The sequence below is a fragment of the Streptomyces sp. H27-H5 genome, from assembly GCF_026627505.1.
In the GTDB taxonomy this organism is placed as follows: Bacteria; Actinomycetota; Actinomycetes; order Streptomycetales; family Streptomycetaceae; genus Streptomyces.
On record NZ_JAPNLK010000079.1, the window covers coordinates 17,823 to 37,490 of the forward strand.

At 71.8% G+C, this 19,668-nt stretch carries 20 protein-coding genes; 13 read left to right on the forward strand and 7 right to left on the reverse strand.

Annotation, left to right across the window (positions count from 1 at the left end):
- The first annotated feature begins 45 nt into the window (after positions 1 to 45).
- Complete coding sequence (locus tag OTB19_RS31060) at positions 46 to 1,653, forward strand: FAD-dependent oxidoreductase (protein WP_267802004.1); 1,608 nt, start codon at positions 46 to 48, stop codon at positions 1,651 to 1,653.
- Between the two features lie 109 nt (positions 1,654 to 1,762).
- Here the strand turns inward: OTB19_RS31060 and OTB19_RS31065 are convergent, their stop codons facing one another.
- A complete protein-coding gene (locus OTB19_RS31065; RefSeq protein ID WP_267802011.1) occupies positions 1,763 to 2,209 on the reverse strand; it encodes a hypothetical protein in 447 nt (148 codons plus the stop codon).
- Between the two features lie 229 nt (positions 2,210 to 2,438).
- On the opposite strand from OTB19_RS31065, the gene OTB19_RS31070 reads away from it, so the two are divergent.
- On the forward strand, positions 2,439 to 3,200 hold the full coding sequence (locus OTB19_RS31070; RefSeq protein WP_267802012.1) for an SDR family NAD(P)-dependent oxidoreductase: 762 nt from the start codon (positions 2,439 to 2,441) through the stop codon (positions 3,198 to 3,200).
- Between the two features lie 58 nt (positions 3,201 to 3,258).
- Here OTB19_RS31070 and OTB19_RS31075 read toward each other — a convergent pair whose 3' ends face one another.
- On the reverse strand, positions 3,259 to 3,825 hold the full coding sequence (locus OTB19_RS31075) for a GNAT family N-acetyltransferase (protein ID WP_267802013.1): 567 nt from the start codon (positions 3,823 to 3,825) through the stop codon (positions 3,259 to 3,261).
- A 47-nt stretch (positions 3,826 to 3,872) separates the two neighbouring features.
- On the reverse strand, positions 3,873 to 5,066 hold the full coding sequence (locus OTB19_RS31080; protein ID WP_267802014.1) for an RtcB family protein: 1,194 nt from the start codon (positions 5,064 to 5,066) through the stop codon (positions 3,873 to 3,875).
- 193 nt (positions 5,067 to 5,259) lie between these two features.
- Between OTB19_RS31080 and OTB19_RS31085 the strand changes: the two genes are divergently transcribed.
- The 3 genes from OTB19_RS31085 to OTB19_RS31095 all read left to right on the forward strand — a co-directional run bounded on the left by OTB19_RS31085 (position 5,260) and on the right by OTB19_RS31095 (position 8,720).
- Complete coding sequence (locus OTB19_RS31085) at positions 5,260 to 6,186, forward strand: DUF3558 domain-containing protein (RefSeq protein ID WP_267802015.1); 927 nt, start codon at positions 5,260 to 5,262, stop codon at positions 6,184 to 6,186.
- Between the two features lie 135 nt (positions 6,187 to 6,321).
- Positions 6,322 to 7,149 carry a DUF3558 family protein gene (locus OTB19_RS31090; RefSeq protein WP_267802016.1) on the forward strand — a complete coding sequence of 276 codons (828 nt, stop codon included), beginning with the start codon at positions 6,322 to 6,324 and terminating at the stop codon, positions 7,147 to 7,149.
- A gap of 116 nt (positions 7,150 to 7,265) precedes the next feature.
- Positions 7,266 to 8,720, forward strand: a complete 1,455-nt coding sequence (locus tag OTB19_RS31095) for a DUF2637 domain-containing protein (RefSeq protein ID WP_267802017.1) — start codon at positions 7,266 to 7,268, stop codon at positions 8,718 to 8,720.
- Positions 8,721 to 8,840: 120 nt separating this feature from the next.
- Here the strand turns inward: OTB19_RS31095 and lysS are convergent, their stop codons facing one another.
- Positions 8,841 to 10,568: a lysine--tRNA ligase gene (lysS, locus tag OTB19_RS31100; RefSeq protein ID WP_267802018.1), complete on the reverse strand. Its 1,728-nt coding sequence runs from the start codon at positions 10,566 to 10,568 to the stop codon at positions 8,841 to 8,843.
- Positions 10,569 to 10,745: 177 nt separating this feature from the next.
- On the opposite strand from lysS, the gene argS reads away from it, so the two are divergent.
- Complete coding sequence (gene argS / locus OTB19_RS31105) at positions 10,746 to 12,518, forward strand: arginine--tRNA ligase (protein ID WP_267802019.1); 1,773 nt, start codon at positions 10,746 to 10,748, stop codon at positions 12,516 to 12,518.
- A 202-nt stretch (positions 12,519 to 12,720) separates the two neighbouring features.
- The gene (locus OTB19_RS31110; RefSeq protein WP_267802020.1) at positions 12,721 to 14,235 is read left to right on the forward strand and encodes a hypothetical protein; all 1,515 of its coding nucleotides are present in this window, start codon (positions 12,721 to 12,723) and stop codon (positions 14,233 to 14,235) included.
- A gap of 58 nt (positions 14,236 to 14,293) precedes the next feature.
- Here OTB19_RS31110 and OTB19_RS31115 read toward each other — a convergent pair whose 3' ends face one another.
- The gene (locus OTB19_RS31115; protein ID WP_267802021.1) at positions 14,294 to 14,692 is read right to left on the reverse strand and encodes an ATP-binding protein; all 399 of its coding nucleotides are present in this window, start codon (positions 14,690 to 14,692) and stop codon (positions 14,294 to 14,296) included.
- A gap of 151 nt (positions 14,693 to 14,843) precedes the next feature.
- On the opposite strand from OTB19_RS31115, the gene OTB19_RS31120 reads away from it, so the two are divergent.
- The 5 genes from OTB19_RS31120 (at position 14,844) to OTB19_RS31140 (ending at position 17,398) form a co-directional block, all read left to right on the forward strand.
- Entirely contained in the window at positions 14,844 to 15,629 is a 786-nt protein-coding gene (locus OTB19_RS31120; protein ID WP_267802022.1) for a helix-turn-helix domain-containing protein, read from the forward strand.
- Positions 15,626 to 15,874, forward strand: coding sequence for a DUF397 domain-containing protein (locus tag OTB19_RS31125; protein ID WP_267802023.1), 249 nt, complete (start codon positions 15,626 to 15,628; stop codon positions 15,872 to 15,874). The genes OTB19_RS31120 and OTB19_RS31125 overlap by 4 nt, the downstream gene beginning before the upstream one ends.
- A gap of 107 nt (positions 15,875 to 15,981) precedes the next feature.
- The gene (locus tag OTB19_RS31130) at positions 15,982 to 16,410 is read left to right on the forward strand and encodes a DUF3995 domain-containing protein (protein WP_267802024.1); all 429 of its coding nucleotides are present in this window, start codon (positions 15,982 to 15,984) and stop codon (positions 16,408 to 16,410) included.
- Positions 16,407 to 16,916, forward strand: coding sequence for an RNA polymerase sigma factor (locus OTB19_RS31135; protein WP_267802025.1), 510 nt, complete (start codon positions 16,407 to 16,409; stop codon positions 16,914 to 16,916). The genes OTB19_RS31130 and OTB19_RS31135 overlap by 4 nt, the downstream gene beginning before the upstream one ends.
- Positions 16,913 to 17,398 carry a hypothetical protein gene (locus OTB19_RS31140; protein WP_267802026.1) on the forward strand — a complete coding sequence of 162 codons (486 nt, stop codon included), beginning with the start codon at positions 16,913 to 16,915 and terminating at the stop codon, positions 17,396 to 17,398. The genes OTB19_RS31135 and OTB19_RS31140 overlap by 4 nt, the downstream gene beginning before the upstream one ends.
- Positions 17,399 to 17,451: 53 nt before the next feature.
- Here OTB19_RS31140 and OTB19_RS31145 read toward each other — a convergent pair whose 3' ends face one another.
- On the reverse strand, positions 17,452 to 17,724 hold the full coding sequence (locus OTB19_RS31145; protein ID WP_053682948.1) for a DUF1876 domain-containing protein: 273 nt from the start codon (positions 17,722 to 17,724) through the stop codon (positions 17,452 to 17,454).
- A gap of 188 nt (positions 17,725 to 17,912) precedes the next feature.
- On the opposite strand from OTB19_RS31145, the gene OTB19_RS31150 reads away from it, so the two are divergent.
- A complete protein-coding gene (locus OTB19_RS31150; protein ID WP_267802027.1) occupies positions 17,913 to 18,476 on the forward strand; it encodes a hypothetical protein in 564 nt (187 codons plus the stop codon).
- A gap of 21 nt (positions 18,477 to 18,497) precedes the next feature.
- On the opposite strand, the gene hemB is transcribed toward OTB19_RS31150, so the two are convergent.
- Positions 18,498 to 19,499, reverse strand: coding sequence for a porphobilinogen synthase (gene hemB, locus OTB19_RS31155; RefSeq protein ID WP_267802028.1), 1,002 nt, complete (start codon positions 19,497 to 19,499; stop codon positions 18,498 to 18,500).
- Between the last annotated feature and the right edge of the window lie 169 nt (positions 19,500 to 19,668).

The window sequence follows — 19,668 nt, forward strand, 5'->3', positions numbered from 1 at the left end:
CCTGGATCAGCTCTGCGGAGGTCCCGGCCGGCAGACTGCCGGGGCATGACTGACGCTGCCGCCAAGGACCTCGTCGACGTGGTCGTCGTCGGCGCCGGCCCCACCGGGCTCCTGCTCGCCGGTGACCTCGCCGCCGCCGGACTCTCCGTCACCCTCGTCGAGCAACGCCCCCGCACCGCCGCCAACCTCACCCGCGCCTTCGCCGTCCACGCGCGCACCCTCGAACTCCTCGACGCGCGCGGCCTCGCCGACGCACTCGTCTCCACCGGCCGACGGATCGACCGCGTACGCCCCTTCGGTGGCATGACCCTCTCCCTCCAACGCCTGCGCTCCCGCTACCCCTTCGTGCTCATCACCCCTCAATATGAGACAGAGAAACTCCTGGAGCGTCGCGCTCTGTCCACAGGTGTGCACATCCGGTACGACTGTCGGATCACCGGCCTCCAGCAGGACCGCGACACCGTCACCCTCACCCTCGCCACCACCGGCCACCCGACGGACACGGCCGGCCCGACGGACGAACCGATCCGCCCCACCCAGGTGATCCACGCCCGTCACGCGGTCGGCGCCGACGGAGTCCGCTCCACCCTCCGCGAGGCCCTCGGCCTCCCCTTCCCGGGCAAGGCGGCCGTCGTCCGCTCGATGGTCCTGGCCGACGTCCGCCTCACCGACCCGCCGCAGGACGTCCTCACCGCCAACGGCACCGCCGACGCCTTCGCCTTCCTCGTCCCCTTCGGCGACGGCTGGTACCGCGCCATCGCCTGGCGTCACGACACCCCCGGCAGCTCAGGCCCCTCAGCCCCCTCCGGCACCCCCGACCCCGCCGCCGGGCCCGCCGGCCCGGTCGACCCCGGCGCCGTCCTCGCCCCCGTCGGCCTCGACGAGGTGCGCGACATCACCCGCCAGGCCCTCGGCACCGACCACGGCATGCACGATCCCCGCTGGATGTCCCGCTTCCAGAGCGACGAACGCCAGGTCCCCCGGTACCGCGTCGGCCGCGTCTTCCTCGCCGGGGACGCCGCCCACGTCCACTCCCCCGCCGGCGGCCTCGGCATGAACACCGGCCTCCAGGACGCCGCCAACCTCTCCTGGAAGCTCGCCGCCGTCCTCCACGGGCAGGCCCCCGACTCCGAGGCCCTCCTCGACAGCTACCACCGTGAACGCCACCCCGTCGGACGCCGCGTCCTGCGCGTCAGCGGGGCCCTCGTCCGCACCGTCATGGTCGGCGGACCCGTCCTGCGCACCGCCCGCAGGCTCGCCACGGGCGTCCTCGCCCGGGTCGGCCCTGCCCAGGACCGCGCCCTCGCCACGATCTCCGGCATCGGCATCGCCTATCCGCCGCCGGCCGGCGTCCGCCGTCCCGCGCTCGCGGGCCGGCGCGCCCCCGATCTGCCGCTCGCCGGAGGCCTGCGGCTGTACGAGGCCCTGCGCGCCGGCGGCTTCGTCCTCGTCACCCCGCCCGGCCGGGCCACCCCGCCCGGAGCGCCCCTGACCCACCACCACTGGCGGGCGGACGACCGTACGGCCTGCGTTCTCGTGCGCCCCGACGGATACCTGGCCTGGAGTGCCGAACAAGCCTCGGACTCCGAGATCGCGGCGGCCACCGCCCACTGGCTGCTCCCCGGACCCGAAGCCGGGAAGCACAAGCCGTAGCCCACGCCCCACAGCCCGCAGCCGAAAGCCGTCACCCGGGGCGAAAGTCCCCGGGTGACGGCCTCCGTGCACAGCGCCCCGAAGCCCCGAGCCCGCAGCCGCGCCCCGCTCAGAAGGCGTACGAGTCACCCGTGTCCAGCGCCAGCACCACGTGCTCGTTGTTCATGTGGTTCCGGTCGGTCGCGCCGCCGTTCCAGTACGTGTCGACCCGCAGCACCACCTCCGGCACCGGCTCGCGCAACGCCAGCAGCAGCCCGATGTGCCGGCCCCGGCCGTGCTGCGGCAGCGCGCCCGTCTCGCAGAACACCTCGCGGAGCCCCGCCCGGGCGCAGCCCTCGGCCAGCTCCTGCCGGTCCGCGAGGTCGGCCGAGAGCCGCATCCGCACCGTGGCGTTGGGCAGCGCCGACGGCCCCTCGTTCTCCGGGACCAACCAGACCCGCAGCTGCGCGTGCCCCAGGGAGACCCTCCCGTGGTACGCGACGTCCGCCTCGGGACCCGCCGACGCCCCGGCGTTCCCGGCGCCTCCTGCGCCCGCGAGCAGCAGCAAGCCCGCCATCACCACACTTCGTACGGCACCACGGCGCACCGACACCACCTCCTCGCGCGGACGCTAGTGCGCCCCCGGTCCGACCGGTCGGACCATCACACGAAAGTGGGCGTGCCCGCCCGCTCCCGGGGCCGACCGGCCGCATCCACCCGGCCGCCTATGCTGGCGGGGAATCGTCCGTACGCGCGACGAACGCACGACGCACGACGCGCCCACGATCGAACGAGGAGCCCCGCCCATGAGCACGGCCACCCGAACCGCCGTAGTCACCGGCGCGAGCAGCGGAATCGGTGCGGCCACCGCCCGGCAGCTCGCCGCAGCCGGCTACCACGTCGTCCTCACGGCCCGCCGCAAGGACCGCATCGAGGCCCTCGCCGCCGAGCTGACCGAGGCCGGTCACCAGGCCACCGCGTACGCGCTCGACGTCACCGACCGCACCGCCGTCGACGCGTTCGCCACCTCGCTGGAGCGCTGCGACGTGATCGTGAACAACGCCGGCGGAGCCCTCGGCGCCGAGCCCGTGGCCACCGGCGACCCCGCCGACTGGCGCACGATGTACGAGGTCAACGTCATCGGCACGCTGCACGTCACCCAGGCGCTGCTGCCCGCCCTCGTCGCCTCCGGTGACGGCACGGTCGTCGTGCTGTCGTCCACCGCCGGCCACTCCACCTACGAGGGTGGCGCGGGCTACGTCGCCGCCAAGAACGGCGCCCGCGTCCTCGCCGAGACCCTCCGTCTGGAGATCGTCGGGCAGCCCGTGCGCGTCATCGAGATCGCCCCCGGCATGGTCAAGACCGAGGAGTTCGCGAAGACCCGCTTCCGGGGGGACGCGGACAAGGCGGAGAAGGTCTACGCCGGCGTCGCGGAGCCCCTCTCCGCCGATGACGTGGCCGACACCGTCACGTGGGCGGTGACCCGCCCCAGCCACGTCAACATCGACCTCCTGGTGGTCCGCCCCCGCGCCCAGGCCTCGAACACGAAGGTCCACCGCGAGCTGTAGCCGCCGGCCCGGCCCCCACCTCGGCCCGCCGCACCCACCTCGGCCCGCCGACCCCGCCTCAGCCCGCCGTCCCCGCCGCCAACGGACGCGCGTACTCGACCTGTTCGAGGAGGTTGCCCTCCCCGAAGTCGAAGGCGCGCGCGGTACCGCACTCCGCGAAGCCGCACTTGACGTAGAAGCGGCGGGACTGCGGGGTGTCGCGCAGGGTCCACAGGTGCACCCCGGCGTACCCCTTCGTGCGCAGGCCGCGCAGCGTCTCGTCCATCAGGGCGGCGGCCACGCCGGTGCCCCAGCCGTCGGGGTGGGCGTAGAAGCTGGCGATCTCCGCGAAGTCGGGCCGGCTCGCGGAGGGGAGCGTCACGGACAGGGCCAGGGGGCGGCCGTCGACCACGGCGAGCAGCGTCACCGCCGCGCCCGCCCCGGACCCGGACCCAGACGCCGCACCCGCCCCGGACCCGGACCCCGCCTCCTCCGCGACCCGCCGGTGCCACCGCGTGCGCCGGTCGGCCACGGCGCGCGCCGCGAACCCCGGCTCGAAGAAGGGGGCGTAGGCCACCTGCCAGGCCGCGGCGTGGATCTCGCCGAGCACGTCCCCGTCGCCGGGGCCCGCGCGCCGGATCTCCACCGCCCCGCTCGCACCGTGCCGCGGACGACCGGCCCCGACCATCGCGCTCAGCCCTTCACGCAGATGACCTGCTTGAGCTTGGCCACCACCTTGACCAGGTCGGTCTGCTGGTCGATGACCTGCTCGATCGACTTGTAGGCACCCGGGATCTCGTCCACGACCCCGGTGTCCTTGCGGCACTCCACGCCCCGGGTCTGCTCTTCCAGGTCCCGCGCCGAGAACCGCTTCTTCGCCGCGGTGCGGCTCATCTTGCGGCCCGCGCCGTGCGAGGCGGAGTTGAAGGACTTCTCGTTGCCGAGTCCCTTCACGATGTACGAGCCCGTTCCCATGGATCCGGGGATGATCCCGAAGTCGCCGCTGCCGGCGCGGATCGCGCCCTTCCGCGTGACCAGCAGGTCCATGCCGTCGTACCGCTCCTCCGCCACGTAGTTGTGGTGGCAGCTGATCTCCTGCTCGAAGGAGACCTTCGCCTTGCGGAACTCCTTGCGCACGACCTCCTTGAAGAGGCTCATCATCGCGGCGCGGTTGTACTTCGCGTACTCCTGCGCCCAGAAGAGGTCGTTGCGGTACGCGTCCATCTCCGGGGTGGCCGCGAGGAACACCGCGAGGTCCCGGTCGACCAGGTTCTGGTTGTGCGCGAGGTCGCGGGCCACGCCCATGTGGTGGGCGGCGAGTTCGTTGCCGATGTTGCGGGAGCCGGAGTGCAGCATCAGCCAGACCGCGCCGGCCTCGTCGAGGCAGAACTCGATGAAGTGGTTGCCGGCGCCCAGCGTTCCGATCTGCTTCGCGGCGCGTTCCCGACGGAACTTGACGGCGTCGGCGAGGTGGTCGAAGCGCTGCCAGAGGCTTTCGTAGCCCGGTACCGAGAAGCCGTAGAGCCGGTCCGGGTCCACGGGGTCCCGGTGCAGGCCCGTCCCCACCGGGATCGCCTGCTCGATCTTCGACCGCAGCCGCGACAGGTCGCCCGGCAGGTCGTTCGCCGTCAGCGAGGTCTTGACCGCGGACATGCCGCAGCCGATGTCGACGCCCACCGCCGCCGGACAGACCGCGTCCTTCATGGCGATGACCGAGCCGACCGTGGCGCCCTTGCCGTAGTGGACGTCGGGCATGACGGCCAGGCCCTTGATCCACGGAAGGGTGGCGACGTTGTGCAGTTGACGCATCGCGCTGTCCTCGACGGACGCCGGATCCGTCCACATCCGGATCGGGACCTGCGCCCCGGGCACCTCTACATACGACATAACAGCCTCAAAACCCCGTTAACCACAGGAAAGTATCAATACGCAAAAAGCCTCGCTCTTCATCCCAAACCAGACTTGGGACCGGCGCCGGCACCAGCGTGTGCGATAGACATTGTTTCCATCCGCGCCCAAGTCGCGGCAACGCATTTTCCTGACCGTCGGGCGGCCGGCCGGTCGAAGGGAGCCATTGGACGTGCAGCGCAAGGCGGTACGACGCCCGGTCCTGTCGGGCATCGCGATGCTCACCGCACTCGCGGCCGGCGTCACCGGCCTCACCGGGTGCACCGACGGGAGCGGCATCGGGAGCACCAGCGACGCGAAGGCCGGTGACAGCTCCGCGGCGCCCGCCCAACCGGGGAAGTACCGCAGCCTGCCGGCGCCCTGCAAGGCCATCGACGCGAAGCGGCTCAAGGCCATGCTTCCCGCCGCGGAGAGCCTCACCGAGGAGCAGCGCGAGAAGCTGTACGCCGGGGTCGCGGACGCCTCGTACGACGGGGACCGGCGCGTCGGCTGCCGTTGGAACTCCCAGACGCCGGAGGAGACGCTGCTGCTGTCGGTCGGGTTCGAGCGCGTGGTCTCGTACGACCGCGCCACCACGAGCGACGACGACAAGGCGCGCCAGGTGTTCGTACGGCGCCTCACCGAGGCCCACCTGCCCTTCCCCGGGCCCACGGGCAGCCCCGCCCCGGGTTCCTCGACGGCGCCCGCGCCCAATTCCCCCATCGCGCCCCCGGCCACCGGGAACCCCGCCCCGAGCACCCCGAGCACCCCTCCGAGCGGCACCCCGAGCGCCCCCGGCGCGAGCCCTTCCGGTACCCCCGGCGGTACCCCGTCGGGCAGCCCGTCCGGCAGCCCCTCGCCCACCGCGCCCCCCGAGCTGGGCTCCCGCGTGTTGGAGGGCCTCGGCAGCGAGGCGTACGTCGAGGACAAGCTCGGCAACCCCGACGCCACCGCCGCCCGGGCCCGGACCGTGCGTCTCGTGTTCCGTACCTCGAACGTCATCGTGACCATCGAGTACAGCGTCCAGCCCGCCCTTCCCGCCGTCGTCCCTCCCAGCGGGGAAACCCAGGACAGCGTGCGTCAGTTGGCGCAGGCCCTGGTCGAGCGTTTCAACGACTGACCCGGCCCACCGCGGGGGGCGTACGGGTCCCGCGTGACGGCGCGCACAGCAGGCGGACGCCGGGTCGAGCTACCGTTGCTCGCGTCCCGCGCCCGCAATGCGCCCCCAAGCAGAGCCTCAACGACTGAAGGAACCATGCACCGATCAGCCTCGCGCCTCACCCGAGTCCTCGCCTGCGCAGCAGTCCCGATGATCCTCACCGTCGCCGGCTGCTCCTCCGATTCGGGCAAGGACTCGGGCTCGGACAGCGCCAAGAAGAAGTCCGACTCCTCCTCGTCCTCGAAGCCGACCCCGAAGGCGTCGGCCACCCTGGAGAAGGTGGCGTACCTCTCGCTGCCCGACCCGTGCAAGGCGATACAGGCGAAGACCATCGAGACGCTCGTCCCCGAGGCGAAGGAGAAGAACGGCACGGCGACCAAGTCGAACGACCTGTCCACCCGCGCCAGCTGCTCCTGGAACGGCCTGGACGAGGACGGTCTGAAGGGCTCGCAGTACCGCTGGCTCTCGATCTCCCTGGTCCGCTACGACTCGCACGCCTCGCTCGGCAGCGGCAACAAGCGCGCCGAGGAGCAGTACAAGAAGCAGGTGGAGGCCGCGAAGGCCTCCGAGGGCGCGCAGGACGTCAAGGTGGAGCCGGCCGGCGGGATCGGCGACGAGGGCACTTCGGTGGCCTACAACCTGAAGAAGGACGTCGAGTTCCTCAACAACACCATTCTGGTCCGCGCCCAGAACGTCGTGGTCACCCTCGACTACAACGGTGCCGCGTACGAGGGTGCCGCCGCCCCGGACCGCGCCAAGCTGCTCCAGGACGCGACCGTCGCGGCCCGGGAGATCGTGGCCTCGGTCGATGCCGCGGGCAAGAACGCGCCGGCCGCGAAGCCGTCCGCGGAGCCGTCGAAGTCGGGCGAGCCGTCCAAGGCCCCCGAGCAGTCGCCGTCCGCGCAGGCCACCCAGGAGAGCTGACCGCGCGGATGACCGTGGGAACGGGGACGGGGGCGGACGCGGGGCTGACAACCGGTCATCCGCGCGCCACCCGTACTCTGTGCCTGCCATAGCTCGTCAAGGGGAGGGGATCGCGGGTGGCCGCGATGCAGCTGACTCGTACGCACCGCATATTGATCGGTGTCGTGGTCGCCGGTGCCGTGGTCATCGCGGGGATCGGTTTCGCGGGCTCGTACGCCGCGGTGCGCGCACTGGCGCTGCAGAAGGGCTTCGGCAGCTTCTCGCTCGTGTTCCCCATCGGCATCGACATGGGCATCTGCGTGCTGTTGGCGCTGGACCTGTTGCTGACGTGGATACGGATCCCGTTCCCGTTGCTGCGCCAGACCGCGTGGCTGCTGACGGCGGCGACGATCGCGTTCAACGGTGCGGCTGCCTGGCCGGATCCGCTCGGTGTGGGCATGCACGCCGTGATCCCGATCCTGTTCGTGGTCACCGTCGAGGCGGCCCGGCACGCGGTGGGTCGGATCGCGGACATCACCGCGGACCGGCACATGGAGGGCGTCCGGATCACCCGGTGGCTGCTGTCGCCGCTTCCGACCTTCAAGCTGTGGCGCCGGATGAAGCTGTGGGAGCTGCGCTCCTACGAGCAGGCCGTCGGCATGGAGCAGGACCGGTTGATATACCAGGCGCGGCTCCAGGCCCGGTACGGGCGGGCCTGGCGTCGCAAGGCCCCTGTCGAGGCGCTGATGCCGCTGAAGCTGGCCCGGATCGGGGTGCCGCTGGCGCAGACCGCCCCGGAGGGGCTGGCGGCGGCGGGCATCGACCCGGTGCTGCTGCCCCCGGGGGCTCCCGGCGCGGCGGCCCTCCCCGAGGTCCAGGCCGCGCAGGTCCTGGCGGAGACGCCCGCGCTGACGGCCGCGACGGCGCAACCCCAGGCGCCCACCGCGCCCGCGCCCACCCCCGAACAGGCCGCGGCCCCCGTGCAGGGGCCCCAGCCGCAGCCCGCACAGCCCGGCTCCGCACAGCCCGGCCCCGACCGGCTCGATCCCGCACAGCCCGAGCCCGCGCAGCCCGGTCCCGCCGAGGCCGGACCGGTGTTCCACGGCCCGGCGCCCTTCGCGGTGGAGCCGACGGCCATGCCGGCGGCGCACAACAGCGCGTGGTTCGCCGCGCCGCTGGCCCCGCAGGCCGCGTACGAGGGTGGCTACAACCCGCAGTACGTGGAGGGTCTGGAGCCGATCCCGGTGATGCCCCCGGCCGGTCCCGAGGAGCAGCGGCGGCCCGAGCAGCAGGAGCTGCCGATCCCGGCCCCCCGCTCCCGGCAGGCCGCGGCCTCTCAAGCCGATGCCGACACCGACAACGACACCGACGACGCCCACGTCGACGAGGCGAAGTTCGCGGAGGCCGCCTACGAGGTCTTCCGCGCCTACCTCGACGAGTTCTCCCAGTTCCCGACGCCCGAGCAGGTCGACATACACCTCTCGGACCGGCACGGCATCGTGCACCCGCGCAGCGCCTCGATGATCCGGCGGCTCATGCCGGAGCTGAAGCAGCGCTACCAGCGCGACCTGGAGAACGAGCACATCGCGTAACCCGGAGCCGTACGGCACCGACACCACGCACGACGCCCGCACCGCACGCGCGAGGGCCCGCACCCCGAGGGGTGCGGGCCCTTGCGCGTCGTACGCGGTGCCTCGGCGGGCTCGGCCGCCTCAGACGGCCAGGAGCTTGCGTACCCGGTCCGCCCCGACCGCCAGCAGCAGCGTGGGCAGGCGCGGTCCGGTCTCCCGGGTCACGAGCAGCCGGTAGAGCAGGGCGAAGAACGTCCGCTGCGCGACCTTGAGCTCCGGCGTCGGCTTGGCGTCGGGCTCCAGGCCGGCCATGACCTTCGGCACGCCGTAGACCAGGGTGGTGAGCCCGTCGAGCGACCAGTGCGAGTCGAGCCCGTCGACGAGCAGCCGCAGGGACTCGCGACCCTCCTCGTCCAGCGAGGACAGCAGCTCGGTGTCGGGCTCCTCGCGGACCAGCGTGCGCTGGTCGGCCGGAACCTGGGTGGTGATCCAGTTCTCGGCGCGGTCCAGGCGCGGCCGTACCTCGTCGAGCGAGGTCAGCGGCGACGTCGGGTCCAGGTCGGACAGGATGCGCAGGGTCTGCTCGTCGTGCCCGGCGGTGATGTCGACGACGGACGCGAGCGTCCGGTACGCCATCGGCCGCGGGGTGCGCGGCAGTTCACCCTCCGCGGTGCGGACGGCGCGGGTGTGCGCGGCCGCGTCGGCCGGCAGCACGGAGCCGTCGGCGACCTTGGACTCCAGCTTGTCCCACTCGTCGTAGAGCCGCTGGATCTCCTGGTCGAAGGCGATCTTGAAGGACTGGTTCGGCTTGCGGCGCGCGTACAGCCAGCGCAGCAGCTGCGGCTCCATGATCTTCAGCGCGTCGGAGGGCGTCGGGACGCCACCCTTCGAGGAGGACATCTTGGCCATGCCGCTGATGCCGACGAACGCGTACATCGGTCCGATCGGCTGCTCGCCGCCGAAGATGTGCACGATCTGCCCGCCGACCTGGAAGGACGAGCCGGGCGAGGAGTGGTCGACGCCCGAGGGCTCGAAGATCACGCCCTCGTAGGCCCAGCGCATCGGCCAGTCGACCTTCCACACCAGCTTGCCGCGGTTGAACTCGCTGAGCTTGACCGTCTCGGTGAACTCGTCCTCGGTGCAGACGTAGGTCAGCTCCGTGGTCTCGTCGTTGTAGGACGTGACCGTGGTGAAGTCCTTGCCGCACTGCGCGCAGTAGGGCTTGTACGGGAAGTACCCGCCCTCGGCGCTGCTGCCGTCGTCCTCGGCTGCCGCGCCGGAGCCCTCGGCGGCCTCCAGCTCGGCCTCGTCGACCTGCTTCTGCTGGGGCTTCTTGCCGCCCGGCTTCTGCTTGGTGCGGTACTGGTCGAGCACGGCGTCGATGTCGCCGCGGTGCTTCATCGCGTGCAGGACCTGCTCGCGGTACACGCCGTTGGTGTACTGCTCGGTCTGGCTGATCGGGTCGTACTCGACGCCCATCTCGGCGAGCGCCTCGACCATCGCGGCCTTGAAGTGCTCGGCCCAGCTGCCGTACGCGGACCCTGCCGGGGCGGGGACGGCGGTCAGCGGCTTGCCGATGTGCGCAGCCCACGTCTCGTCGACCCCGGGGACGCCGGCCGGCACCTTTCGGTAGCGGTCGTAGTCGTCCCACGAGATCAGGTGGCGGACCTCGATGCCCCGGCGGCGGATCTCGTCCGCGACCAGGTGCGGGGTCATGACCTCGCGGAGGTTGCCCAGGTGGATCGGGCCGGAAGGGGAGAGTCCGGACGCGACGACGACAGGTTTGCCGGGTGCTCGGCGCTCCGCCTCGGCGATGACCTCGTCCGCGAAACGGGAGACCCAGTCGGTCTCGGTGCTGCTCTGAGCCACGACACGTCCTTCTACTCGAATGCTGGCTTCGCCATTCTCCCAGACGGAACGGGTCGCTCCGAGGTTGCTCCCCGCGCCCGATATCCCGCGAAAGCGAAGGGCCGCGCGTGGGATACTCGGCACTTGTCGGAACAACCAAGTGCACCCACCGGCACAACCTCACAGGAACGGCAGCTCATGGCCTCGGTCCCTTCCCTCGCTTCTTCCGTCAATCAGCGCGTCGCGGACGCCCTCGCCTCGGCCCTGCCGGAGGCCGGTGGCGCCGACCCGCTGCTGCGACGAAGCGACCGGGCCGACTTCCAGGCCAACGGCATCCTGGCGCTCGCGAAGAAGGCCAAGGCCAATCCGCGCGAGCTGGCGACGACCGTGGTCGAGGGCATCCCCACCGGTGACCTGATCAAGGAGATCGAGGTCTCGGGCCCCGGCTTCCTCAACATCACGATCACCGACAGGGCGATCATCGAGACCCTCGCGGCGCGCGCCACGGACGACCGCCTCGGTGTCCCGCTCGCCGAGAACCCGGGCACCACGGTGATCGACTACGCCCAGCCGAACGTCGCCAAGGAGATGCACGTCGGTCACCTGCGGTCCGCCGTGATCGGCGCCGCGATGGTCGAGATCCTGGAGTTCACGGGCGAGAAGGTCGTCCGCCGGCACCACATCGGCGACTGGGGCACCCAGTTCGGCATGCTCATCCAATTCCTGATGGAGCACCCGCACGAGCTGGACCACAAGTCGGACGAGGAGGTCTCCGGCGAGGAGGCCATGTCCAACCTGAACCGGCTCTACAAGGCCTCGCGCGCCCTCTTCGACTCCGACGAGGAGTTCAAGACGCGCGCCCGCGCCCGCGTCGTCGACCTCCAGGCCGGCGAGCCGGAGACCCTCGCGCTGTGGCAGCGGTTCGTGGACGAGTCGAAGATCTACTTCTACTCCGTCTTCAACAAGCTGGACATGGACATCCAGGACCCCGACGTGGTCGGCGAGTCCGGCTACAACGACATGCTCGTGGAGACCTGCAAGCTGCTGGAGGAGTCGGGCGTCGCCGTCCGCTCCAACGGCGCGCTCTGCGTCTTCTTCGACGACGTCAAGGGCCCGGACGGCAACCCGACCCCGCTGATCGTCCAGAAGTCGGACGGCGGCTTCGGCTACGCCGCCACCGACCTCTCCGCGATCCGCGACCGGGTGGGCGGACTGAAGGCGTCCACGCTCCTCTACGTGGTCGACGCCCGTCAGTCCCTGCACTTCAAGATGGTCTTCGAGACGGCCCGCCGCGCCGGCTGGCTGAACGAGGACACCAAGGCCGTGCAGCTGGCCTTCGGCACCGTCCTGGGCAAGGACGGCAAGCCGTTCAAGACCCGTGAGGGCGAGACGGTGCGCCTGGTGGACCTGCTGGACGAGGCCGTCGAGCGGGCGACCACCGTCGTCCGGGAGAAGGACGCGGATCGCAACCTCCTCACCGAGGAGGAGATCGTCGAGAACGGCCTCCAGGTCGGCATCGGCGCGGTCAAGTACGCGGACCTCTCCACCTCCGCCGCGCGCGACTACAAGTTCGACCTGGACCAGATGGTCTCGCTGACCGGCGACACGTCCGTGTACCTCCAGTACGCGTACGCCCGGATCAAGTCCATCCTGCGCAAGGCGGGCGACCGTTCCCCGGTCGCGCACCCGGAGCTGGAGCTGGCCCCGGCCGAGCGCGCGCTGGGTCTGCACCTGGACCACTTCGGCGAGCTGGTCGCGGAGGCCGCCGGGGAGTACGCGCCGCACAAGGTGGCCGCCTATCTCTACCAGCTGTCCTCGCTGTTCACGACCTTCTACACCGAGTGCCCGGTCGTGAAGCCGGAGCCCGAGCTCGTCGTGGGCGAGAACCGCCTCTTCCTGTCGGACCTGACCGCCCGCACCCTCTCCAAGGGCATGTCCCTCCTCGGGATCCGGACCCCCGAGAAGCTCTGACACTCCCCGTACGCGCACGACCCCGCCCCCGGTAGTCCGATTCCGGGGGCGGGGTCCTTTTTCGGCCACATTGAGATAGTTGAATGTCGATCAATCGTGATCTGGGGGCCCTCCCCGGGGCCCACCCCGTCCCCTAATCTGAGCATGTTCAGTTAAGGGGTCGGGGCCGGAATGTCCGTGACCGGCATGGGGGGAAATCGAAGTGAAGCTCAAGCGCATGGCCCTGGTCGCGGCCGCCGCCGTCGCGGGTCCGACCGTCCTCGCCGCCACTCCCGCCATGGCCGCCGACCAGCCGGCAGTGATCGTTCCGGACACCGCGCCGAAGGAGGACGCCGCCCCGGCGAGCGACGTCGCCCCGGCCGCGCACCAGCAGGATCAGGCCAAGCCGGCCCCGGTCACCCCGAGCGCCCCGACGGGCTCCCCCGCCGCCAAGCCGGCCCCGCAGACCTCCGAGACGCCGAAGACCCCCCAGGCCCCGCAGGCCCCCAAGGCCCCGCAGGCCGAGAAGTCGGGCGAGACCGAGATCCCCCTGGGGGACGAGCTCCCCGACTCGATGCTGATGGGCCCCGAGGTCACCGTCCAGGGAATCCCGAAGGACGGCTTCCAGCCCGGGGGCGGCTGGACCGACCTGACCGTCAAGGTCGACAACAGCGGCCACATCGCCGTCAAGAACTACGTCCCGCACCTGTCGGTCATGGAGCTGGAGGGCCGCTTCAAGGCCTCCCAGATCAAGGTCGAGTACCGCGCCGCCGGCCAGAGCGGCGCGGCCTGGAAGTCCGCCGCGCCGATCCAGAGCGAGGAGATGGGCCCCGGCATCCAGTACGACCTGGGCCAGACCCCCTCGATCGCCGCCAACGCGAAGTACTCCGTCGACGTGCGCGTCGCCTTCGCCGCGGACATCGCCGTCCTGCCCTTCGAGATCTACACGGACGGCTCCAGCACGACCTCCGCCGGCGTCGCCCACTCCCCCGCCTCCTGGTACACCGCCAAGATCACCGGTGCGGAGGACGGCGAAGAGATCCCGATGCCCGTCGAGGGCCCCGCGCTCACCGTGAACGGCGTGCCGAAGGGCGGCTTCACGGCCGGCGGCGACTGGCAGAACCTCTCGATCCACGTCGACAACACCGGCAAGCAGCGCCTCGGACAGTTCGACCTGGCCCTCATCATGGCGCGCCCCGACTGGGTCTCGATGAAGGCCTCCCAGATCTCCCTGGAGGTCTACAGCAAGGACGCCCAGGGCAAGAGGGGCTGGCACAAGGCGGACTTCCACGACGAGGACGGCGTCTTCTTCGGCTTCGACCTCGCCGGCGGTGCGGTCGAAGCGGGCCAGAGCTTCGACGTACAGGTACGCGTCCGCTTCGCCGCCGACGCCCCGGTCGGCGACCTGACGCTCGGCGTCGCCGGCTGGGCCACGGTGAACGAGGACACCGGGGAGTACGCCGAGTCCCACTCCGACGGCATCCTGACGAAGATCAAAAAGGCGGGCACGGGCACCGGATCGGGTACGGGGACCGGGACGGGCAACCAGCACACCCCTGACGGCGACTCCAAGCCGATCGACCAGAACCCCGGCGGCAACGGCGGAGCCGGCGGCGAACTCGCCGCCACCGGCAGCTCCCCCGCCACCAGTTGGGCCCTCGGCGCCGGCGGCGTGGCCCTGGCGATGGGCGCCGCCCTGGTGGCCGGCACCGGCCGCCGTCGCCGCCCCACCGCCTGACCCGCACGCACAGGCCGTACGGAGAACCCCCGCCGCCCGCCCGGGCCGCGGGGGTTCCTCATGTGTCGTACTCGCACCACACCACCTTCCCGGGCACGCACGGCACGACCCCCCACCGGTCCGCGAGCGCCGCGACCAGCAGCAGCCCCCGGCCCCCCTCCACGCGCACGTCCCGGTCCTCGATCCGGGGCCGCCCGCCCCCGCTGTCGTGCACCTCGATCCGGACCGCGCCCTCGAAGCGCAGCAGCCGCAGCCGGTAGCCCCGGCCGGGCGGGACGCCGTGCAGCAGGGCATTGGTGGCCAGCTCACTCACGCAGAGCAACAGGTCGTCCCGACGGCCGGTCACCTCCCACGCATCGAGCGTCTCGCCCAGGAACTCCCTTGCCGTACGCACGGTTTGGCGGCTGCGCGGATAGAACCGCTCCCGCACCAGGGCGGGTTGAATATTCACGTTCACGGGGCGATGGTCGCGGTGCGTGACTAGCGTGAGTGAGATGACCGACCCGTACTCCTCACTGAGTACGGGTTGGTACGGCTATCACTCGGGCGCAGGTGGGGAGTTCGGTTGCATGCCACCAAGGAAGAGGCCTCGGCCCAATTCGACCGCGATGAAGATGGTCGGCGAGATGGTCGCCGCCGCCCGACTCGCCAAAGGACTGACCCAGCGCGCACTGGCTCTGGAAGTGCCCCTGGACATCGAGACGCTGGCCTCCATCGAGCAGGGCCGCCGCGTCCTGATGCCCGACGTCGCGGAGCGGATGGACCGGATTCTGGGCCTGCCCGGGATGCTGACGGTCGCCGCGAACAAGATGCCCGAGGTCGACAGCATCCCGCCGTGGGCCGAGGAGTACATGGAACGCGAGCTGGAGGCGCTCGCCCTGTCCTGGTACGACACGTTGACCGTGCCGGGGCTGCTCCAGACCGAGGAGTACGCGCGGTCCGTCCTCGGCTGCCGCGTGCCGTACCACGGCGAGGACTGGATCGAGCTCCAGACGACCCGCCGCATCAAACGACAGGCGATACTGCGCCGCCCGGCCCCGCCCACGCTCAGCTTCGTGATCTGGGAGGCCGCCCTGCGCGACCGGATCGGCGGTGACCGGGTCTACCACGAGCAGGTGCGGCACCTGCGCGCCTGCGCCGATCGGCCGGGCATCGCCCTCCAGGTGCTGCCCCTGGGCATCACCGCCCACGCGGGTCTGGACGGCCCGTTCATCCTGCTGGAGACCCCCGAGCACCAGCACCTCGCGTACTCCGAAACCCAGCGCGGCAGCATCCTCGTGCGCGACCCGAACGAGGTCAGCATCCTCACTCAGAAGTATGCGATGCTGCGATCCCAGGCCCTCAACTTCGATGAGACGAGGGGCCTGTTGGACCGGCTGCTAGGAGAGCGATGAGCACCGAACTCGCGTGGTTCAAGTCCAGCTACAGCGGCAGCGAGGGCGGCGCCTGCCTCGAAGTCGCCGTCGCCTGGCGCAAGTCCAGCCACAGTAGCGACGAGGGTGGCCAGTGCGTCGAGGTCGCCACCTGCCCCTGCGCCGCCGGCCAGGTCCACGTGCGGGACTCCAAGGTGCCGCACGGACCCACCCTGACCCTCGCCCCGCACAGCTGGACCCGTCTGACCGACTGGGTCCGCGACTAGAACGCCCCCCGGGCCGCGACACACCCTGTGACGCGGCCCACAGGAACGTTCCCCTCCTCGGCTTCCTCCTCGGGGTGTTGGCATTCACCACCCCCGGGGGAGCACGCATGAACGTCACCACCCGACACCGCACCGGCACCGCGCTGGCCGCCTTGCTGACCGTCGACGGCCTCGCACACCTGTACTGGGCCACCGGCGCCACCTGGCCCGCCGCCGACGAGCGCACCCTGTCGCTGGCCGTGCTCGGTACGGAGGTGTCCTTCGGGCCGCCCGTCGTGCTGCCACTGGCCGCGCTCACCCTGACCGGCGCCGCCGCCGTCCTCGCGCACTCCCGCAGCCGGGGCGGGCCGGCCACCCGCCTCGTCACCGCCGCCGTCGCCGCCGGACTCGCCGTACGCGGCCTCGCGGGCCTGGGCTGGGCAACCGGGCTCCTCGCCGGCCCCGACGGCCCCTTCCGCACCCTCAACCTCGCCCTCTACACCCCCGCCTGCCTCGGCTTCGGCTGGGCCGCCGCCCGCCTGGCGCGCGCCCGGTGACCCCGGCCGAACGCGATCGGGGGGTCGCGCTCGCCCGGGCCGCCCGCGCCGGGAACACCCTCGCCCTGCACGACCTCCTCGACCACCTCACCCCGTACATCGCCCGGATCTGCGTCCCGATCGCCCTCGCCGACGGCCCCGACGCCACCCAGGAGGCACTGATCGCCGTCTTCAAGGCCCTGCGCTCACTCCGGGACCCGGAGACCCTCTACGGCTGGGTGCGGGCCATCGCGGTGCGCGAGGCCGTACGGATCGCCCGGCGGGCCGCCCGTGCGCGCCCCGCCGAACTGGCCGACGTACCCGGGCGCGGCGACCCGCAGCTCGCCGCCGACATCGACGACGTCCTGGCCCGGCTCTCCCCGGACCACCGGGCCGTCTTGGTGCTGCGGGACGTGGAGGGCCTGGACGAGGAATCGGCCGCCGCCCTCCTCGGGGTGCCGCCCGGCACAGCCAAGTCCCGACTGCACCGGGCCCGTACCAGCTTCCGGAAGGCGTGGTTCTCATGACGGTGGACGAGACGGTGGACGAGGTGGGGCGGCTGCGGATCATGGCCGCCGGGGTGCCCGGGGCGCGGATCGTCGAGCGGGTCCTGCCGGCCGAACCGGCCGCCGTGTGGGCGGTGATGGGCGACCTGGAGGGCGAGTTCGGCCGCTTCCAGCCCGACATGCGCAGCCTGCGCGTACTGCGGGTGACCGGCGACCGGGTCGAGGCCCTGGCCCGCAGCAAGTACGGCTTCCGGGCCCACCTCCGGGGCGTCGTACGGCCCGGCTGGTGCTGGCTCCAGAGCAGGTTCCTGATCATCGGCATGGCCGCCTCGCCCGAACCGGGCGGCGGCACCCGCGTCGCCCTGACCGGCGGCGTACGGGTCCCCGGCCGCGCGGCGATCGTCCCGCTCGGGGCGGCCTCCGAACTCGCCCGCGCCATGGCCCGCCTCGCGGCCCGCGTCGAGGGGGTCGCGGGATTCGGCGGGGTCGGCTCCGCGCCCTGACCCCGCCCCGGCGGGCATGCCGGGACGGGGCCGCGATCAGCGGTTGAGCGGAGTCAACGGTTGAGCGGGTACGAGTGCCGGCCCGTGGCCTCGTCGATCTCCGTGTGCGCCTTCTGCAACATCTGACCCGCGAGGTCCATCAGCGCCCTCGCGCCGGCGATCTCCTCGCCGACCCGCAGCTGATCCGGATCCGACGGGTGGCGCATGGCATAGCCGTGCGCCCTCATCTCGGAGCCGTCCGCGAGCCTCACCATGGCCGCCGCACCCGTGCGGTGCCCCTCTTCGGAGAACTCCAGCTCCACGTGCCATCCGACGAGCGTGGACATGCTGCACCACCTCCAGGATCACCCTGCTTCCAGGGTGCGCCCGCCGGCGCCGGGCCGCGACCTCCGCCGGTCGCAGGCTCGCGGCGGGCGACGCACGATGGAAGGGGGGACCCGGGGGCAGGCGGCTCGCAGAGCCGCCGCCACTCCCCCACCCCGATCTCCTCGACTCTCCTCGACAGGAGCAGCCCATGTTCCGCACCACTCGGCGCGTACGACGCGTCGCCGTCACCACGCTCGTCGCGTCCTCGTTCGCCCTCGGCGGCGCCGCGTTCCTCGCGCCCACCGCCGGCGCGGCGGTCCCCGCCGCGAGCTGCACCGTGACGCCCGGGCCGACCGGCTCCGTCGTCATCACCGGCGAGGGCTTCACGGCTCCCCGCAAGCTCAACGACGGCGAGAGCACGCAGCCGCTGAACGTCGACGCCAGCGGCAACTTCCGGGAGACCCGCTTCCAGAAGAACGTCAACTACACCGTCCTCGCGGTCAACGAGGACCAGAACTTCATCTTCGTCAACTGCAAGGTCCTCGCGAAGCCCAGCCCCGACTCCCCCACGTCCAAGCCGAACGCCCCCAAGAACACCCAGGCGGACTTCCGGCAGGGCTTCAAGGACGGCTACGGCGCCGGCAAGCCGGCCGCCGCCAAGAGCTGCGACAGCCGCCCGCAGGCCGACAAGTCCCAGCAGCACAGCGACTCGTACTGGAAGGGCTGGGGCCAGGGAGTCGGCGCCGCCTTCCGACAGGCCTGCAACCGCTGACCCGCCGCACCGCGCGCCGGCTCAGCGCACCTCGCGCAGCCAGCCCGCGACCTCGGTCGCCCAGTAGGTCAGGATCGTGTCCGCGCCCGCCCGCCTGATGCCGAGCAGCGTCTCCAGGATCGCCCGGTCGCGCTCGATCCAGCCCTTCTCCGCGGCGGCCTCGACCATCGCGTACTCGCCACTGATCTGGTACGCCGCGACGGGCACGTCCACGGCCTGCGCGACCCGATACAGGATGTCCAGGTAGGGGCCCGCCGGCTTGACCATGACCATGTCGGCGCCCTCCTCCAGGTCCAGCGCGAGCTCCCGCAGCGACTCGCGGGCGTTCGCCGGATCCTGCTGGTAGGTCTTGCGGTCGCCCTGGAGCGAGGACCCGACGGCCTCCCGGAAGGGACCGTAGAACGCCGACGAGTACTTCGCCGTGTACGCCAGGATCGAGACGCCCTCGTGGCCCGTCTCGTCGAGCGCGTCACGGATCACGCCGACCTGGCCGTCCATCATCCCGCTCGGCCCCACCACGTGGACGCCCGCGTCCGCCTGGACCTGCGCCATCTCCGCGTACCGCTCCAGCGTCGCGTCGTTGTCCACGCGCCCGTGCTCGTCGAGGACACCGCAGTGCCCGTGATCGGTGTACTCGTCCAGGCACAGGTCCGACATGATCACCAGGTCGTCGCCGACCTCGGCCTTCACGTCGCGGATCGCGAGCTGGAGGATCCCGTCCGGCTCGGTGCCCGCCGTGCCCCGCGCGTCCTTGTTCTCGTCCGCCGGCACCCCGAAGAGCATGATCCCCGCGACCCCCGCCGAGACCGCCTCGACGGCCGCCTTCCGCAGCGTGTCCCGCGTGTGCTGGACGACACCCGGCATCGCCGCGATCGCGACCGGCTCGCTGATGCCCTCGCGCACGAACGCCGGGAGGATCAGGTCCGAGGGGTGCAGCCGCGTCTCCGCGACCATCCGCCGCATCGCCGGGGTCGTGCGCAGCCGCCGGGGCCGCGAACCGGGGAAGGATCCGTACGCGCTCATCTTCAGTCGCCTCTTCGCACTTCGACAGCAGTCGCCCCCCAGCCTAGTGCAGCGCGTCGCAGGTCCTTTGCCGGTTGGGCGTGGCTGGATTGGTGACGCTGTGTGAGCGCGCAGGCATCCTGCGGGAAGCGGTCCTCGGACGACCCGGCTTCGGTCCGGCACACGGTGG